Raw genomic sequence first — 16,603 nt, forward strand, 5'->3', positions numbered from 1 at the left:
CGGCTCACAATCCTTCGTGCAGGCTGGCCGGGGCAAGGGGCGAGACGCCATAATGGCGCAGCCAGCGCACATCGCTTTCATAGAACAGGCGCAGATCGTTGATGCCGTGCTTGAGCATGGTGAGCCGCTCCAGCCCCACCCCGAAGGCGAAACCCTGGAAGCGGCGCGGATCGATGCCGCAATTGGCCAGCACATTGGAGTGCACCATGCCGGAGCCGGCGATCTCCAGCCAGTCCGTGCCCTCGCCGATCTGCCCGGTTTGGCGGTTCCAGCCGATATCCACCTCCATCGAGGGTTCGGTGAAGGGAAAATAAGAGGCCCGCAGGCGCACCGGAAGTTGCGGAACATCGAAATAGGCGCGCAGGAAATCGATGAGGCAGCCCTTGAGATGGGCCAGGGTGATGTCATGACCGATCACCAGCCCCTCGCATTGATGGAACATCGGGCTGTGGGTGGCGTCATGATCCGCCCGGAAGGTGCGGCCGGGAACGATGATGCGGATCGGCCCGGGCTGGTCCTTGAGCCCCTCATCCAAGGCCCAATCGAGCATCGTGCGGATCTGCACGGGGGAGGTATGGGTGCGCAGCACCGGCGGCCGGGCGGTCTCCGGGGCGCGTAGATAAAACGTATCCATCATCGCCCGGGCGGGGTGGTGGGCGGGAATGTTGAGCGCGGAGAAATTATACCAATCGGTCTCGATATCCGGCCCCTCGGCGATGATAAAGCCCATGGCCGAGAAAATCGCGGCCAGTTCCTCCTGCGTGCGCGAGAGCGGGTGGATGGCTCCGCGCGGCGCCGGGCGCGGCGGCGCCGTCACGTCAATGCGCTCCGCCGCCAGCCGCGCTGCCAGGCTTTCCGCCTCCAGCCCGGCCCGCCGCTCGGCCAGCGCCTCGGCGATACGGGTCTTGGCAGCGTTGATTTCCGCGCCGGCCGCCTTTCTTGCCTCCGGCTCCATGCCGCCGAGAGATTTCAGCAAGGCGGTGACCTTACCGTTTTTACCAAGCAGCGAGATGCGCAATTCCTCAAGCGTGGGGAAATCCGCCACCGCGATGGCGGCAAGCGCGTGTTCCACCAGAGTCTTCAAAGTCTCGCCCTGCATTTTGAATCCGCCTCTATCTTGTGCCTGTGGGCAGACCGCGCATGGGTGAAAATGTCAAGGCGGCCTCATTCTTCAACAGGCGGGGCGGCCCAGCCGGGCTAAAGGAGAAAGTGTTACAAATAATCAACAGACGCAAATAAAACGACCATAAGGGTGGAATTGCCAGCGAGATGAACAAATTACATTAACGCGGCGCTTGACCCTTGCTATAGTGAAAGAGTACAGCCCGCAAGGCGCGGTAACCATTTTTGGTTGCGCAACTATCGGCTAAGTTTTTGCTCACTTACTTCGGACAGGGATCGGTTCCTAACATGAAAATCAAAGTTTTGGGCGCTCTCGCCGGCCTGGCCCTGCTGGCAGCCTGCTCTTCCACCCCCACGAATACCGCCACCAATACCGGGACCGGCGCGGAGACCTCCACCGGTCCGGCTCCGGGGTCTGAGCAGGATTTGGTCGCCAATGTTGGCGATCGCGTATTTTATGCTTTCGACAAATCGGACCTCAACACGGACGCGCAGGCGACCCTGGGCAAGCAGGCCGCCTGGCTCGCCAAATATCCCTCGGTTGACGTGCTGATCGCGGGCAATTCCGACGAGCGTGGCACCGAGACCTACAACCTCGCCCTTGGCCAGCGCCGTGCCAACGCCGCGCGGGATTATCTGGTGGCTCAGGGTGTGACGTCCTCCCGTATTCAAACGATCTCCTACGGCAAGGACTGCCCGGTTGCCCCCGGCCACGATGAATCCGCTTGGGCGCAGAACCGCAACGCGATTACTTCGGTTCAGGGCTTCAACCCGCAGAACTGCAAGTAATCCAGCAGCCATTTCCCGGCCTTTGCCGGAGCGTGAACGAACCGGCGGTCCTCAGGCCGCCGGTTTTATTTCGTGCCATAAAAAGGCTATACCGGCTTACCAAAAGATCCTGACCGGAGTTTCAATGCGCACCCGAATTCCGCTCCTCGCCGCTGCCCTGCTCCTGCCGCTGGGGGCTGCCGCTCAGCCGTTGATTCAAAGCCAGGAAGGCATCGCCCTGCAGAACGAGATTCTGCAACTGCAGCAGCAGATCCAGCAATTGCAGGCTCAGGGAGGAGGGGGCGGCTCGGCTCTCGGCAATAATAATTTACCGCCGCCGCCCTCCGGCTCGGGCGACACCTCGCTCACCGCCAGCCTGCTCACCCAGGTGCAGCAATTACAGTCCCAGGTGCAGAGCCTCAGCGGGCAGGTTTCCAACCTCCAGCATCAGGTGGATACCCAGAACGCCCAGCTGCAAAAAGAAATCGGCGATCTGCAATTCCAGATGAATAATGGCGGCGCGGCGGCGGGGACGGCCGGGACCAGCGCCGCCGGCGCCGCTGCCGGAGCGGCCGCGTCCAGCCCGCAAGCATCGGCGGCGCCCGCCGCCAGCACGACGTCGAACGACCCGAAATCCGCCCTCGCCGCCGCCCTCGCCGCGTATCAAAAACATGATTACGCCACCGCCCAAAGTTTGGCCCAGAGCATCGTCACCAATCATAAATCGGCGCCCCAAGCGTATCGCGCCCAATATCTGGTGGCCCAATGCCTTGCCGCGCAGGGCCAACCCCAACAGGCCGCCATCGCCTTCGATAATACCTATAATATGAACCATACCGGCACCTATGCGCCCCGCGCCTTGCTCGGGCTGGCCTCCTCCCTCGCCGCGATCCAGCAAAACCAGGCCGCGTGCGACACGCTCGCCTCGCTCAATAGCCAGTTCCCTGATGTCGCGGCGAAAATGCAGGCGGATGTTTCGGCGGTCTCCAAGCGCGCCCATTGCGGGTAGAGCAGGCTTTCTCAGCGGCGCTGGAGGCGCTGCTGCCCCTCGGTCTCCCGCCCCGCCTGGCTTTGGGCGTTTCCGGCGGGGCGGACAGCACGGCACTCGCCCTCCTCGCGCATGAATATTGCCGGTCGCGGGGTGGAGCCGTGCTGGCCCTCATCGTTGATCATGGGTTGCGTCCCGAAGCGGGCAGGGAAGCCCGGCTCACCGCAGGCCGGCTCGCGGAGCGGGGCATTCCAAGCCGGATCTTGCCGCTTGCCCTCTCGCCTGGCTCGGGCTTGCAACACCGCGCCCGCCAAGCCCGCCAGACGGCGCTGGGCCAGGCGGCGGCGGCGGCGGGGTTTCTTTATCTGGCGCTTGGCCATCACTCAGCCGACCAGGAAGAGACGGTGGCGATGCGCGCCCGGCGCGGCCCCGGTGGCGGCGAAGGTATGCCCGGCTGGGCGGCGCGCGGCGAGGTCGTGCTGCTGCGGCCGTTGCTGGGCGTCGCACCGGCGGCGCTGCGCGGCTATCTGCTGAATCGGGGAATGAGGTGGGTAGAGGATCCCTCCAATCAGTCCCGTGCGTTTGAGCGGGTGCGCATTCGCCAGGATGGCAAGGGTTTGCCCCCAGCCGGGCCGGCGGCGCGCCAGGAACAGGAGGAGGAAGCCGCCTCCTTCCTGGCCGCGCGGGCGCAGCTTTTTCCGGAAGGCTATGCGGTACTGGACGCGGAATCCGCCCCGCCCCCAGCGCTGGCGGCGGTGATCCGCACGATCGGAGGGGGCCTCTATCCGCCCCGGCGCGCGGCGGTGAGACACCTGGCGGGAGGGTTGCGCCCCGCCACACTGGGCGGTGTGCGCATTCTCCCAGCGGGGCGGCTGGGGCCGGGCTGGCTGCTGGCGCGTGAGCCAGCCGCTTGTGCCCCGCCCGTTGAGGCCGCCTGCCATGCGCGATGGGATGATCGCTTCACGCTGGTAGAGGAGGTCCCCGAAGGGCTGAGTTTGGGCGCTCTCGGCGATGATTCCGCCCGTGTTCCGCCATTTAACGGCTTGCCCCGGCTCATCTTGCGGGCCCTGCCCGCCTTGCGGGGCGAAGGAGGGGGGCTCCGTTTCCCCGCCCCGGCGCGTTTCGAGCCCCGCTTGCCCGCCGCCCCTCGCCCCTTTCAACCCTGAACCTCGCGCGGCTTTTGTTGTAATGGGCTGGGATTTTATTGCATGATACCCAAGTGAGCTCAGGAAGAGGGGTTCCATGCCGCGAGCGGGTGGAGCGTCTCGGTGTAAGATTGGAAAAGTCTAGATGAATAATCTGGGTCGGAATATTGCGCTGTGGGTCGTGGTGGCGCTGTTTCTCGTCGTTCTGTTCAACGTGTTCCAGCCCTCGAACACGCAAGGCGATACCTCGCAGATCGCTTATTCGACCTTCCTCGACGAGGTTAAGAACAACCAGGTGCAAAGCGTCACCATCGCCGGGCATGACATCACCGGCTCGACCCGGGACGGCAAGAGTTTCGAGACCTACGCGCCCGAGGATCAGACCCTCGTCGCCAAGCTGACGGATGCGGGCGTGAATGTCACCGCCAAGCCGGAGGGGGATCAGATGAATCCCCTGCTGCGGGCGCTGCTCAATTGGGCGCCGATGCTGCTCATTCTCGGCGTGTGGATTTTTTTCATGCGCCAGATGCAGTCCGGCGGCGGCCGCGCCATGGGCTTCGGCAAGTCCCGCGCCCGGCTGCTGACCGAGAAGCAGGGTCGCGTCACCTTTGAGGATGTCGCCGGGATCGACGAAGCTAAGGGCGAATTACAGGAAATCGTCGAATTTTTGCGCGATCCGCAGAAATTCCAGCGGCTGGGCGGCAAGATCCCCAAGGGCTGTCTGCTGGTCGGCCCGCCCGGCACCGGCAAGACGCTGCTGGCCCGCGCGATCGCGGGGGAGGCCAATGTTCCCTTTTTCACCATTTCCGGCTCTGATTTCGTCGAGATGTTCGTGGGCGTCGGCGCCTCGCGCGTGCGCGATATGTTCGAGCAAGGCAAGAAAAACGCCCCCTGCATCATTTTTATCGATGAGATCGACGCGGTGGGCCGCCATCGCGGCGCGGGGCTGGGCGGGGGTAATGACGAACGTGAGCAGACCCTCAACCAGATGTTGGTGGAAATGGACGGGTTCGAGTCGAATGAGGGCGTCATCCTCATCGCCGCCACCAACCGGCCGGATGTCCTCGACCCTGCCTTGCTGCGCCCCGGCCGGTTCGACCGGCAGGTGGTGGTGCCAAACCCGGATGTGACCGGGCGGGAGAAAATCCTGCGGGTGCATATGCGCAAGGTGCCGCTGGCCTCGGATGTGGACCCCAAGGTGATCGCCCGCGGCACGCCGGGATTTTCCGGCGCTGACCTCGCTAATCTAGTGAACGAGGCGGCGTTGCTCGCGGCGCGTATCGGCAAGCGGGTCGTCGCAATGGCCGAGTTCGAGCACGCCAAGGACAAGGTGCTGATGGGCGCGGAACGGCGCTCCATGGTGATGTCAGAGGAGGAGAAGCGGATGACCGCCTATCATGAGGGCGGGCATGCCATCTGCTCCATCACCCTGCCGGAATGCGACCCGGTGCATAAAGCCACCATCATTCCCCGTGGCCGCGCCCTGGGCATGGTCATGTCCCTGCCGGAAGGCGACCGCTATTCGATGAGCAAGATCAAACTCTTGCAACAGTTGATCATGGCCATGGGCGGCCGCGCGGCGGAGGAGATCGTCTTCGGCCCGGATAAGGTCTCCAACGGCGCGGCCGGTGACATCAAAATGGCCACGGACACCACCCGCCGCATGGTTACGGAATGGGGTATGTCTGAGACACTCGGCATGGTCTCCTATGTCGATAGCGGCCAGGAGGTTTTCCTCGGCCACTCGATGGGCGGAGCCAAGAATGTCTCCGAGGCGACGGCGCGCGAGATCGATGACGAGGTCCGCCGGATCATCGATCATGCCTATGCCGAGGCCAAGCGTATCCTCACTGAACGGAAAGACGATCTGGAGCGGCTGGCGCGAGGCTTATTGGAATATGAAACCCTCTCCGGCGAAGAGATCCAGATGGTGCTGCGTGGCGAGAAGATCATACGCAAAGTGGTGGACGAGCCGATGCCCGATAACCGCCGCGGCTCCGTACCCACCGCCACGCCGAAGCCTGAACTGCCTGGCCTGGGACCTGTGCCGGCGTAACATACGGGCGGGCGGCTCAGCTTCTGGCTGGCTGGTTGGGGCAACCGGAGCCAATACCATATGGCTACTTATCTTCGCCAACGGGTGTTTCAACCGTGCGCGAAGGGGTAGGTTATGCCCTCGGCGTGTCCCGTCAGACGTCTTAAAGAGGCTTTCTTACATAAATTCCGGAGGGGTCCTATGCCATGCGGCCCGTTCCAGACGGATAAGACATTCAGCCGAATGTTATCGCACCTGCGATGCCACGCGCGATTCAGGATGCCGTCCTGGCCGTTGCGGCAAAACCAGAATAAGCACAACGATTATAGCGAGGATCACCCCAGACGCCAGGGGCCGGCTCAGCGCCAGGCCGCCGTGGTTCGTCGGTTTGTCGAGAAAATCTCCCACGGTCGCGCCGAGCGGTCTCGTTAATATGAAAGCGGCCCAGAACAGAAACACGTGTGAGATTTTGGTCCAAAAGTACAGGGCGGCCAGTAGGGCCAGCCCCGCACAAAACACGAGCGCGCCGCCATCATATCCCAATCCGGTGCTGTCGGCCATCCAATCCCCGAGTGCCGTCCCCAAGGTCTGAGAAAATGTGATCGTCACCCAATAGAAGATCTCCACTCTCGGCGCCGTTACCGTCTCAACATTTATCGAGCCGAGAGAGAGGTACCAAACTGCGAGCGAGCACAGGACGCACGCTAATAAGATCGACGAGCCTCCTGTGTAGCCGATGCCTAACGAGCGATCAAAAAAATCAGCCATGGCCGTGCCCACAGTCGTGGAGGCTATAATGGCCAGCCAATAAAACCACGCGTTGAACCTGCGTATCGAGATTTGAGCAATCACCGCCACTACGAACACCGCCAGGAATATGGCGGTGCCGATTAAATAACCCCCATTGTGAGCATTTTGATCGGCGTGCAGCCAGGTCATCGTTACTGAGTCGCCGCCTGTTTCACCCAGAGTGGTGGCAAGAATCTTGATCACCCAGAAGCCGAGGGTTACCGCAGGGACCTTACTCAGGATCTCATCTGAGGTTCGCATTATGCCTCTCGCAAAGGTTAACCGACATTCCCTTTATGCGCCCCATCCGCCTCGGCCCGCGAGGCAGGGCGATTCCTAAAGTTTGTGATAAGCCAATTAGGCAAATGAGGGAACGAGCATGGCCACCACGACCAGGGCCATCAGCCCCGTCGCCAGCCAGCCGAAGACTTTAAGCGTGCCCCGCACCGCGAAGGGACCCATGATGTCGCACCGGGCGGCGAGCAGCATCATCACCGCCATCACCGGCACCGCCACCACGCCGTTGATCACGGCGCTCCAGACCAGCGCCTTGATCGGGTTGACCGGCGCGAAATTGATGATCATGCCGATGATCGTGGCGATGATCAGCGTGGCGTAAAAGGCCTGCGCCTCCTTTGGCCGGCGGCCGAGCCCGGTTGGCCAGCGGCGCGCCTCGCCAATGGCATAGGCGGCGGAGCCCGCCAGCACCGGCACGGCTAATAGGCCCGTGCCGATAATGCCCAGCGCGAAGATGGCGGAGGCGAACTTCCCCGCCAGCGGGGCCAGCGCGGCCGCGGCCTGGGCGGAACTCTGAATATTGGTGACGCCGTGCGGGTGCAGCGTCGCCGCGGTGGAGACGATGATGGCGAGCGCCACCAGATTGGAAAACCCCATGCCGATGAACGTGTCCAGCTCGATCCGCCGCAGCGCCGCCGGGCCCTGGCCCGGCGCGTGGACCAGATCGGTCCGCCGGGGATAAACGCGCAGATCCTCCACCTCCTCGGAGGCCTGCCAAAAAAACAGGTACGGGCTGATCGTCGTGCCAAAAATCGCGACCAGCGTGGTGAAATACGCCCCGTTCCACTGAATATGCGGCCATAGCGTGTGGGTCAGTAATTTCAGCCAGTCCACATGCACGATCACCAGCACCCCGAAATAGGCCAGCAGCGCGGCGGTTAGCCATTTCAGGACGGAAACATAGCGCGTATATTCCAGAAAAAGCTGCATGGAGACGCATATGGCGGCGAAGAGCAGCACGTAGAGCGCATGCGGCGCTGGGAGGAGCAAGGTCATGGCGTCCGCCATCGCCCCGAGATCGGCGCCGAGATTGATGATATTGGCGGTCAGCAGCAAAACCACGATGATGGTGAGCAGCCATTGGGGGTAATGCAGGCGCAGCACCCCGGCAATGCCATGGCCGGTGGTGCGGCCGATGCGGGCGCTGATCATCTGCACCGCCACCATCAGCGGATAGGAGATCAGCATCGCCCAGCTCAGCCCATAGGCGAATTGCGCCCCAGCCTGGGAGTAGGTGGCGATGCCGCTGGGGTCATCGTCGGAGGCGCCGGTGATCAGCCCCGGTCCAAGGAGATGAAAAAGCCGCGGGCGGCTTGGCCCCACGGTAGGGCTTGGCCCTTCTTCTGGATCGTTCCTGTCTTTGGGCTTGCTTCTTGTCATGCCGAACGCTTCTGCCCGCTGGGGGCTTGGCGGTCAAAGGGAAATATGCCATGCAATTGCATCATTCTTGCCCCATGAGAGACGCATGGATCTGACCGCACCCACGCCTTGCGGCATGCCGGCTTCCGCCCGGCGCCGCTTCGCGCCTGTTCTGGCCACGCTCCTTCTCGCCGGGCTGGCGGCCTGCGCCTCATCGCGCCCGCCCGCCTTGGCGCCGCAGGCCATGGCGGTTGCCGCCCCGGTACCCGCCTCACCCCCGCCGCCCCGCGCCCCCGCCTTGGTGGCCACCGGTCCGGAGCTTTCCGGTACGGCCTCCTGGTACCGCCCCGGCCGTGGCCTGCATCGCACCTGCACCGGCGAATCCTTCAATGGCGAGGGAATGACCGCCGCCTCCCACACCATTCCCGTCGGCACGCGCGTGCGGGTGGCGCTGGCGGATGACACCGCTCATTCCATCGTCGTGCGGGTGAATGACTGCATGCCGCGCGGAAGCCGCTTGCTGGATCTCTCCCGCGGGGCCGCCGAGGAGCTGGGGCTGGTGGATCTCGGCGTCGCGGAGGTGAGCGTCACCCCGGTCATGCTGGTGGATAACCGCTAAGTCCGCGCCTCCCGTTTGACCTCCGCGCCATAGCGCCTAAATCTGGGGTCAGCGACTCAGAGCGGAGCAGGCATGGACGAGTATCACATCGCGCGCCACCCGGATGGAGCGGCGGCGGCCGGGGCCGCCTTGCCCAGCTGGGATCTCGGCGATCTTTACGCCTCGCCCCAGGACCCGCGCATTGAGGCCGATCTCGCCGCCGTCCGCGAAGGCGCGGAGCGCTTCGCCGCGGCCTATCAGGGCAAGCTGGCGGAGCTTTCCGGCGCGGAATTGGCGGCGGCCATTCAGGACTATGAGCGGTTGCAGGAGATCGCCGGGAAGATCATGTCCTACGCCGTGCTGCTCTTCTCGGCGGAATCCTCCAACCCCGCCCATGGGCAATTCTACCAGACCATGTCGGAGCGCGTCACCGCGCTTGGCACCCTGACCCTGTTCTTCACGCTCGAACTCAACCGGGTGCCCGAGGCGGCGCTAGCGGAGAAGCTGAAAGACCCCGCCCTCGCCCATTACGCGCCGTGGCTGCGCGATTTGCGGGTGTTCTTGCCCCATCAGCGCGAGGATGTCATCGAGCGGCTGTTCATGGAAAGGGAGGTTACCGGCCATTCCGCCTGGACACGGCTGTTCGACGAAACCATCGCGGGCCTGCGGCTGGAGGTGCGGGGCGAAGACCTCACCCTCTCCGCGGCGCTCAACAAGCTCTCCGACGCCGACCGCGCGGTGCGCGAGGCGGCGGCCAAGGCCATAGCCCAGGCGATGGAGGCGAATGAGAAGCTGTTCGCCCTCATCCTCAATACCATCGCCAAGGATAAGGCGATCGACGATGACTGGCACGCCTATCGGCATCCCTGGTCCTTCCGCAATCTCGCCAACATGGTCGAGGATGAGGTGGTGGACGCGCTGGTGACGGCGGTCAAATCCTCCTATGCCCGCCTCGCCCACCGCTATTACGCGCTCAAGGCCAAATGGCTCGGCCTGCCCAGGCTGGAGCATTGGGACCGCAACGCCCCCCTCTCCGCCGGAGACGACGAGCCGGTGACCTGGGAGGAGGCGCGGGAGATCGTGCTTTCGGCCTACCGGAATTTCAGTCCGGAGCTGGCCGAGACCCTCCGTCCCTTCTTCGAGCGTCACTGGATCGACGCCGCGCCGCGCCCCGGCAAGGCCGGCGGCGCCTTCTCCCATTCCACAGTGCCCTCGGCGCATCCCTATGTGCTGATGAATTTCCACGGCAAGACGCGCGACGTGATGACCCTGGCGCACGAGCTGGGCCATGGCGCGCATCAAAGCCTCGCCTCCCGCCAGGGCTATTTATTGGCGGGCACGCCGCTCACCCTGGCGGAAACCGCGAGCGTTTTCGGGGAGATGCTGACCTTCCGCTCCCTGCTGGACGCGGAAAGGGATCCCGCCCGCCGCCGCGTCATGCTGGCGCAAAAGGTGGAGGACATGCTGAACACGGTGGTGCGGCAGATCGCCTTCCACGAATTCGAGGTCATGTTCCATACCGAGCGCCGCGAGGGAGAGCTGCTCCCCGCCCGCATCGCGGAACTCTGGCTGGACGTGCAGAGCCGCAGCCTCGGTCCCGCCTTTCACTTCACCCCGGATTACCGGGTGTTCTGGGCCTATGTCTCCCATTTCTACCACAGCCCGTTCTACGTCTATGCCTACGCCTTTGGCGATTGCCTGGTGAATGCGCTCTACGCCGTCTATCAGGAAAGCCCGGACAAGGCGGCATTCGCCGTCAAATACCGTGAGATGCTGGCGGCGGGGGGCATCCGGCGGCATAAGGAATTGCTGGCCCCGTTCGGGCTGGACGCGTCCGATCCGGAATTCTGGCAAAAGGGGCTAAATGTGATTTCGGCATTTATCGACGAGCTGGAAATGTCATGAGCGAGCGCGGCGGCAATCTATTGGGCGAGGTGCGGCGCATGGCTCGCACTTCCGGCGCGGTGGGCGGCATCGCCGCCCGCATCGCCGGCGAGCGCGTCTTCGGCATCAAGACCGACCAGGCCCGCCATGCGGAGGATCTCAAGGCGCTGCTGGGCGGGCTGAAAGGCCCGATGATGAAGGTGGCGCAGTTTCTCTCCACCGTGCCGGATGCGCTGCCGCCGGAATACGCCAAGCAACTGGCGGAGCTGCAATCCAATGCGCCGCCCATGGGCTGGTCCTTCGTGCGCCGGCGCATGGCCGGCGAGCTGGGGCCGGATTGGGAGAGCCGTTTCCAATCCTTCAGCCGCGAGGCGGTGGCCGCCGCCAGTCTCGGCCAGGTGCATCGCGCCACCCTGCCGGATGGGCGCGAGGTGGCGGTGAAGCTGCAATACCCGGATATGCCGAGCGTGATCGAGGCCGATCTGCGCCAGGTCAAGCTGGCGATGGCCGTCTATAAGCGCATGGATAACGCCATCATCCAGGATGATATCTATGTCGAGCTGGCCGAGCGGTTCCGGGAGGAGCTGGATTACCAGCGCGAGGCGGCGCATATGCGGCTCTACCGGCTGATGCTGGCGGATGTGCCGGATGTGGGCGTGCCGGAGCCGGTGGAGGCTTACACCACCACCCGGCTGCTGACGATGAGCTGGCTGAACGGCCGCGGCTTCCACGCCTGGATGGAAGGCAATCCCTCCCAGGAGCAGCGCGACGCTCTCGCCGCCGCCCTGTTCCGCGCCTGGTACGTGCCCTTCTACCGCTACGGCGTCATCCATGGCGACCCGCATCTCGGCAATTATCAGGTTGGCGAGGCGGGGGGGCTCAATCTGCTCGATTACGGCTCCATCCGCGTGTTCCCTCCCCGTTTCGTCTCCGGCGTTCTGGAGCTCTACGCCGCGGTGCGCGACGATGACGAGGCCCGCGCCCGCCACGCCTATGATATCTGGGGGTTCAAGGACATCACCGCCGAGCAGATCGCGGTACTCAACGACTGGGCCAGATTCCTCTACCAGCCTTTGATCGAGGACCGCGTGCGGCCGATCCAGGAGGGTGAGGGCACCGAATTCGGGCGCGAGGTGGCGCAAAGGGTGCATGCCGGGCTGCAACGCACCGGCGGCGTGCGGCCGCCGCGCGAATTCGTGCTGATGGACCGCTCCGCCATTGGGCTGGGGGCGGTGTTCATGCGCCTCGGCGCCCGGCTCAACTGGAGCCGGCTGTTTCAGGAAACCGTGGCGGATTACGACGAAGCGCGCCTCGCCGCCCGACAGGCCGAGGCGCTGGCCGCCGCCCGCGTGCCGGAAGCCAGATAGGCGGGGAGATATTCATGGCGATTCTGTCGCGCGGCTTCTTCCGCTCGGGTTTTTACGCCCGCGCCTACCGCAAGCTGCTCCATTCCATTTACGCCAATGACCTTTGGATCGATCTGCGGCTGCACGCGAAGCGCGAGGCGGTGGAATATGTCATCGCCCATATGGGCGAGGCGATGGTGTTGACCGACCGCGACGAATTGCTGCGCTTCGCCTTCGCCCGCGCCCCGCAGGAGGGGCTGGTGGCGGAATTCGGGGTGGCCGGCGGCGCCTCCCTGCGCAACCTCGCCCGGCTGACCAGCCGCCAAGTGCACGGGTTCGACAGTTTTGGCGGCCTGCCGGGAGATTGGAGCGGCACGCGCGAGGCGGCCGGCGCTTTTACCCAGAAGGGCCGCCTGCCGAAAGTACCGGCCAATGCGGTTCTCCATCCCGGCTGGTTCGAGGAAACCTTGCCCGCCTTTCTCGCCGCCCATCCCGGCCCGGCCGCCTTCATCCATGTGGATTGCGACATCTACACCAGCACCAAGACGGTCTTCATGGCGCTGCGGGGGCGAATCGGACCCGGCACCGTGCTGCTCTTCGATGAATATTTCAACTACCCCGGCTGGCGGGCGCATGAATACAAGGCTTTCCAGGAATTCATCGCCGGCACCGGGCTTTCCTACGAATATATCGGCTTCTCGGCGGAAAAGGGGCATGTCGCGGTGAGGATCGGCGCGCCGGGCGAACTGCCGGAGCCGCGCGCCACGAAATGAACCGTCCACGGCCCCTGTAAAACCCGCTTGAATTGTGCCAAGCGCTTCCCCATGGTGCGGAACAATTCACTAAAGGGTTAAGGGACAGGTTGATGCGTCTAGCGGTTTTGAAGGAGCGCCGTGCGGGAGAGGCCCGGGTGGCGGCCACGCCGGATACGGTAAAAAAGCTGATCGGGCTGGGGTTGACCGTGGCGGTCGAGACGGGGGCGGGCATCGCCGCCGCGATCCCGGATGAGGATTTCGCGGCCGCCGGGGCGGAGATCGCGCCGGATGCCGCCAGCGCGCTCGCGGGGGCGGGCATCGTCTTCGCCGTCAACGCGCCGGATGAAGCCGTGCGCGCCCTCATCGCCCCCGGCGCGCTGCTCATCGCCACTCTGGGCGCCGCCGCCGACCCGGCGCTGGCGCCGGCGCTCGCCGCCGCGCGCATCGACGCGGTGGGGCTGGAATTACTGCCGCGCATCACCCGCGCCCAAAGCATGGATGTGCTCTCCTCCCAGGCCAATCTCGCCGGCTACCGCGCCGTCATCGAGGCGGCCTACGCCTTTCCCCGCGGCTTTCCGCTGATGATGACGGCGGCGGGCACCGTGCCTCCGGCGCGCGTGTTCGTCATCGGCGCCGGGGTGGCGGGGTTGCAGGCCATCGCCACCGCGCGGCGGCTGGGCGGCATCGTCTCCGCCACGGATGTCCGCCCGGCCGCCAAGGAGGAAATCCGCTCCCTGGGCGCGGCCTATGTCGGGGTGGATGATGAGGAGAGCGCCCGCCAGACCGGCCCTTATGCCGGGCAGATGTCGGATGAGTTCCGCCGCAAGCAGGCCGAGCTGATGGCCAGCACCATCGCCAAGAACGATATCGTCATTTGCACCGCCCTGGTTCAGGGGCGCAAGGCGCCGGTCATCGTCACCGCCGAGATGGTCGCAGGAATGAAGCCGGGCTCCATCATCGCGGATCTCGCCGCCGAGGCGGGCGGCAACTGCGCCGCCACCGTGCCGGGCGAGACGGTGACAACCGCCAACGGGGTGACGGTCATCGGGCATCGCAACTGGCCCGCGCGTATCGCCGTGGCGGCGAGCCAGCTCTACGCCCGCAACCTGCTAACCTTCCTTACCACCTTCTGGGACAAGGAGGCCAAGGCCCCCCGCCTCAAGCCCGATGACGATCTGATCAAAGGCGCGCTGGTGACCCAGGGCGGCGAGATCGTCCACCCGTATTTCAAGCCAGCCGCTTAAACCGCCAGGGAGGCTTTACCATCATGACACCCGCAGATTTGGCCGCCCAGGCGGCGGACCTCGCCCATCAGGCCTCGGTTCTGGCGCAGAATGCCGCCGGGCTGGCCGCGGTGGCGGCCGAGCACGCGCCGCCCGCCGCGCCTTTCGTCTATTTGTTCAGCATCTTCGTGCTGGCGGTCTTCGTCGGCTATTATGTCGTCTGGTCCGTCACGCCCGCGCTGCACTCGCCGCTTATGGCGGTCACCAACGCCATCTCCTCCGTCATCATCGTCGGCGCCATGCTGGCCACGGGGCTGCATGGAAGCCTGGTCGCGCATATCTTCGGCTTCCTCGCCGTCGTGCTGGTCAGCGTTAATATTTTCGGCGGCTTCGCGGTTACCCATCGCATGCTCTCAATGTTCAGGAAGAAGTAGGCGCAGATGAACCAGTCCCTCACCTCCTTCGCGTATCTCATCGCGGCGGTTCTGTTCATCCTGGCGCTGCGCGGCCTCTCCCACCCCGCCACCTCCCGCCAGGGCAACCGGTTCGGCATCATCGGCATGTTCATCGCCGTGGCCGCCACCTTCCTGCATGGCGGCATGGATTGGAGCTGGGCGCTTCTCATCCTGGTTGGCATCGCCATCGGCGGCGGCATCGGTCTCGTAGTGGCGCAGAAAATCAAGATGACGGCGCTGCCGCAGCTGGTCGCCGCCTTCCATTCGCTGGTGGGCCTGGCCGCCGTCTTCGTCGCCGCCGCCGCGCTCAACGCGCCGCAGAGCTTCGGCATTGGCACGCCGCATCACATCCATGTCGAGAGCCTCATCGAGATGTCGCTGGGCCTCGCCATCGGCGCCATCACCTTCACCGGCTCGCTCATCGCCTTCGCCAAGCTGCAAGCCCTTATGAAGGGCACGCCGATCATTTTTCCCGGCCAGCACAAGCTGAACGGCGGTATCGGCATCCTCATCGTGCTGCTCATCATCGCCTTCGTCGCCTCGGGCGGCAGCCCGGCGCTGTTCGCGCTCATTGCCCTGCTCTCCCTGGCGCTGGGCTTCCTGCTCATCATCCCCATCGGCGGCGCGGACATGCCGGTCGTCGTTTCAATGCTCAACTCTTATTCCGGCTGGGCTGCCTCGGGCATCGGCTTCACCATCGGCAATATGGCGCTGATCATCACCGGGGCGCTGGTCGGCTCCTCCGGCGCCATCCTTTCTTATATCATGTGCAAGGGCATGAACCGCTCGATCATCAACGTCATCGCGGGCGGGTTCGGCACCTCCAGCGAGGCGGCGCAGGCGGGCGGCCCGGCCGCGGGCGACAAGGCGGTGAAGGCCGGCTCCGCCGAGGACGCCGCCTTCATCATGAAGAACGCCTCCAAGGTGATCATCGTCCCCGGCTATGGCATGGCGGTGGCCCAGGCCCAGCACGCATTGCGCGAGATGGCGGATATTCTCAAGAGCAATGGCGTGGAGGTGAAATACGCCATCCACCCGGTGGCCGGGCGCATGCCGGGGCACATGAACGTGCTGCTGGCCGAGGCGAACGTGCCCTATGATGACGTGTTCGAGCTGGAGCAGATCAATAACGAGTTCTCGACCGCGGATGTCGCCTATGTCATCGGCGCCAATGACGTCACCAATCCCGCCGCCAAGACCAACCCCGCCAGCCCGATCTTCGGCATGCCCATTCTGGAGGTGGACAAGGCCAAGACCGTTCTTTTCGTCAAACGCTCCATGGCGTCCGGCTATTCCGGTGTTGAGAACGAGCTATTCTACCGGGACAATACAATGATGCTTTTCGGCGACGCCAAGAAAATGACCGAGGAGATCGTCCAGGCGCTAGGCCATTGAGGTTCCGCCAAACGACAAAAGAGAGGAAACATGGAAATCAAGCGCGCCGGCTCGCAGCCCTCCGGCAAAGGACCTGACGACTATTTCACCGGCGCGGTCCGGATGGACCCGCTCCACAGCCCGGACGAGCCGGCGCGGGCGGTGGCGGTGCTGGTGACGTTTGAGCCCGGCGCCCGCACGGCTTGGCATACCCATCCGCTCGGCCAGATTCTCATCGTCACCTCTGGCTGCGGCTGGGTCCAGCGTGCGGGCGGCCCGGTGGAGACGATCCGCCCCGGCGACGTGGTCTGGTTTCCCCCGGGCGAGAAGCACTGGCACGGCGCCACTGCCCGCACGGCGATGAGCCATATCGCGATACAGGAAAAGCTGAACGGCGCGACCGCGGCTTGGGCGGAGAAGGTGAGCGACGAGGAATACGCGCGGGGCGGGGAATAAGCCGACATT

General features: G+C 64.6%; 15 protein-coding genes. 12 read left to right on the top strand and 3 right to left on the bottom strand.

The features are described 5' to 3' along the window. Positions 1–4: 4 nt before the first annotated feature. Positions 5–1,099, bottom strand: a complete 1,095-nt coding sequence (pheS, locus tag M7H45_RS04650) for a phenylalanine--tRNA ligase subunit alpha (RefSeq protein ID WP_298215083.1) — start codon at positions 1,097–1,099, stop codon at positions 5–7. Between the two features lie 311 nt (positions 1,100–1,410). Here pheS and pal point away from each other — a divergent pair, with 311 nt between their 5' ends. From pal to ftsH, 4 genes are all read left to right on the top strand, one after another. Continuing rightward, complete coding sequence (pal, locus tag M7H45_RS04655; protein WP_298215084.1) at positions 1,411–1,911, top strand: peptidoglycan-associated lipoprotein Pal; 501 nt, start codon at positions 1,411–1,413, stop codon at positions 1,909–1,911. A gap of 124 nt (positions 1,912–2,035) precedes the next feature. Beyond that, complete coding sequence (locus tag M7H45_RS04660; RefSeq protein WP_298215085.1) at positions 2,036–2,899, top strand: tol-pal system YbgF family protein; 864 nt, start codon at positions 2,036–2,038, stop codon at positions 2,897–2,899. Next, positions 2,890–4,044, top strand: a complete 1,155-nt coding sequence (tilS, locus tag M7H45_RS04665; RefSeq protein ID WP_298215086.1) for a tRNA lysidine(34) synthetase TilS — start codon at positions 2,890–2,892, stop codon at positions 4,042–4,044. Before M7H45_RS04660 ends, tilS begins: the two co-directional genes overlap by 10 nt. 124 nt (positions 4,045–4,168) lie before the next feature. Continuing rightward, positions 4,169–6,079 carry an ATP-dependent zinc metalloprotease FtsH gene (gene ftsH, locus M7H45_RS04670; protein ID WP_298215087.1) on the top strand — a complete coding sequence of 637 codons (1,911 nt, stop codon included), beginning with the start codon at positions 4,169–4,171 and terminating at the stop codon, positions 6,077–6,079. 225 nt (positions 6,080–6,304) lie between these two features. Here the strand turns inward: ftsH and M7H45_RS04675 are convergent, their stop codons facing one another. Together M7H45_RS04675 and M7H45_RS04680 are read right to left on the bottom strand one after the other, a co-directional pair. After that, the gene (locus M7H45_RS04675) at positions 6,305–7,108 is read right to left on the bottom strand and encodes a hypothetical protein (protein ID WP_298215088.1); all 804 of its coding nucleotides are present in this window, start codon (positions 7,106–7,108) and stop codon (positions 6,305–6,307) included. A gap of 96 nt (positions 7,109–7,204) precedes the next feature. Beyond that, entirely contained in the window at positions 7,205–8,524 is a 1,320-nt protein-coding gene (locus tag M7H45_RS04680; RefSeq protein WP_298215089.1) for an NRAMP family divalent metal transporter, read from the bottom strand. An 85-nt stretch (positions 8,525–8,609) separates the two neighbouring features. Between M7H45_RS04680 and M7H45_RS04685 the strand changes: the two genes are divergently transcribed. The 8 genes from M7H45_RS04685 (at position 8,610) to M7H45_RS04720 (ending at position 16,594) form a co-directional block, all read left to right on the top strand. Continuing rightward, a complete protein-coding gene (locus tag M7H45_RS04685; protein WP_298215090.1) occupies positions 8,610–9,122 on the top strand; it encodes a septal ring lytic transglycosylase RlpA family protein in 513 nt (170 codons plus the stop codon). A gap of 72 nt (positions 9,123–9,194) precedes the next feature. Beyond that, on the top strand, positions 9,195–11,006 hold the full coding sequence (locus M7H45_RS04690) for a M3 family oligoendopeptidase (RefSeq protein WP_298215091.1): 1,812 nt from the start codon (positions 9,195–9,197) through the stop codon (positions 11,004–11,006). Beyond that, positions 11,003–12,352 (top strand): AarF/ABC1/UbiB kinase family protein, encoded by a 1,350-nt coding sequence (locus tag M7H45_RS04695; protein WP_298215092.1) that lies wholly within the window; start codon positions 11,003–11,005, stop codon positions 12,350–12,352. The genes M7H45_RS04690 and M7H45_RS04695 overlap by 4 nt, the downstream gene beginning before the upstream one ends. Before the next feature lie 14 nt (positions 12,353–12,366). After that, entirely contained in the window at positions 12,367–13,104 is a 738-nt protein-coding gene (locus M7H45_RS04700) for a class I SAM-dependent methyltransferase (RefSeq protein ID WP_298215093.1), read from the top strand. A gap of 92 nt (positions 13,105–13,196) precedes the next feature. Next, a complete protein-coding gene (locus tag M7H45_RS04705) occupies positions 13,197–14,330 on the top strand; it encodes a Re/Si-specific NAD(P)(+) transhydrogenase subunit alpha (RefSeq protein WP_298215094.1) in 1,134 nt (377 codons plus the stop codon). Between the two features lie 23 nt (positions 14,331–14,353). After that, positions 14,354–14,743, top strand: a complete 390-nt coding sequence (locus tag M7H45_RS04710) for a proton-translocating transhydrogenase family protein (protein ID WP_298215095.1) — start codon at positions 14,354–14,356, stop codon at positions 14,741–14,743. Between the two features lie 6 nt (positions 14,744–14,749). Further along, positions 14,750–16,159: an NAD(P)(+) transhydrogenase (Re/Si-specific) subunit beta gene (locus tag M7H45_RS04715; RefSeq protein ID WP_298215096.1), complete on the top strand. Its 1,410-nt coding sequence runs from the start codon at positions 14,750–14,752 to the stop codon at positions 16,157–16,159. Positions 16,160–16,189: 30 nt separating this feature from the next. Then, positions 16,190–16,594 (top strand): cupin domain-containing protein, encoded by a 405-nt coding sequence (locus M7H45_RS04720; protein WP_298215097.1) that lies wholly within the window; start codon positions 16,190–16,192, stop codon positions 16,592–16,594. The last annotated feature ends 9 nt before the right edge of the window (positions 16,595–16,603 follow it).

Origin of the sequence: Acidocella sp., assembly GCF_027352905.1 — a bacterium.
In the GTDB taxonomy this organism is placed as follows: Bacteria; Pseudomonadota; Alphaproteobacteria; order Acetobacterales; family Acetobacteraceae; genus Acidocella.

Excerpts from the sequence above, each read along its gene's own strand:
- M7H45_RS04675 (WP_298215088.1), bottom strand. The coding sequence starts at position 7,108 with ATGCGAACCTCAGATGAGATCCTGAGTAAGGTCCCTGCGGTAACCCTC.
- M7H45_RS04685 (WP_298215090.1), top strand. The coding sequence starts at position 8,610 with ATGGATCTGACCGCACCCACGCCTTGCGGCATGCCGGCTTCCGCCCGG.
- pal (WP_298215084.1), top strand. The coding sequence starts at position 1,411 with ATGAAAATCAAAGTTTTGGGCGCTCTCGCCGGCCTGGCCCTGCTGGCA.
- M7H45_RS04700 (WP_298215093.1), top strand. The coding sequence starts at position 12,367 with ATGGCGATTCTGTCGCGCGGCTTCTTCCGCTCGGGTTTTTACGCCCGC.
- M7H45_RS04710 (WP_298215095.1), top strand. The coding sequence starts at position 14,354 with ATGACACCCGCAGATTTGGCCGCCCAGGCGGCGGACCTCGCCCATCAG.
- M7H45_RS04715 (WP_298215096.1), top strand. The coding sequence starts at position 14,750 with ATGAACCAGTCCCTCACCTCCTTCGCGTATCTCATCGCGGCGGTTCTG.
- M7H45_RS04705 (WP_298215094.1), top strand. The coding sequence starts at position 13,197 with ATGCGTCTAGCGGTTTTGAAGGAGCGCCGTGCGGGAGAGGCCCGGGTG.
- ftsH (WP_298215087.1), top strand. The coding sequence starts at position 4,169 with ATGAATAATCTGGGTCGGAATATTGCGCTGTGGGTCGTGGTGGCGCTG.
- M7H45_RS04690 (WP_298215091.1), top strand. The coding sequence starts at position 9,195 with ATGGACGAGTATCACATCGCGCGCCACCCGGATGGAGCGGCGGCGGCC.
- M7H45_RS04660 (WP_298215085.1), top strand. The coding sequence starts at position 2,036 with ATGCGCACCCGAATTCCGCTCCTCGCCGCTGCCCTGCTCCTGCCGCTG.
- M7H45_RS04680 (WP_298215089.1), bottom strand. The coding sequence starts at position 8,524 with ATGACAAGAAGCAAGCCCAAAGACAGGAACGATCCAGAAGAAGGGCCA.
- M7H45_RS04720 (WP_298215097.1), top strand. The coding sequence starts at position 16,190 with ATGGAAATCAAGCGCGCCGGCTCGCAGCCCTCCGGCAAAGGACCTGAC.
- pheS (WP_298215083.1), bottom strand. The coding sequence starts at position 1,099 with ATGCAGGGCGAGACTTTGAAGACTCTGGTGGAACACGCGCTTGCCGCC.
- M7H45_RS04695 (WP_298215092.1), top strand. The coding sequence starts at position 11,003 with ATGAGCGAGCGCGGCGGCAATCTATTGGGCGAGGTGCGGCGCATGGCT.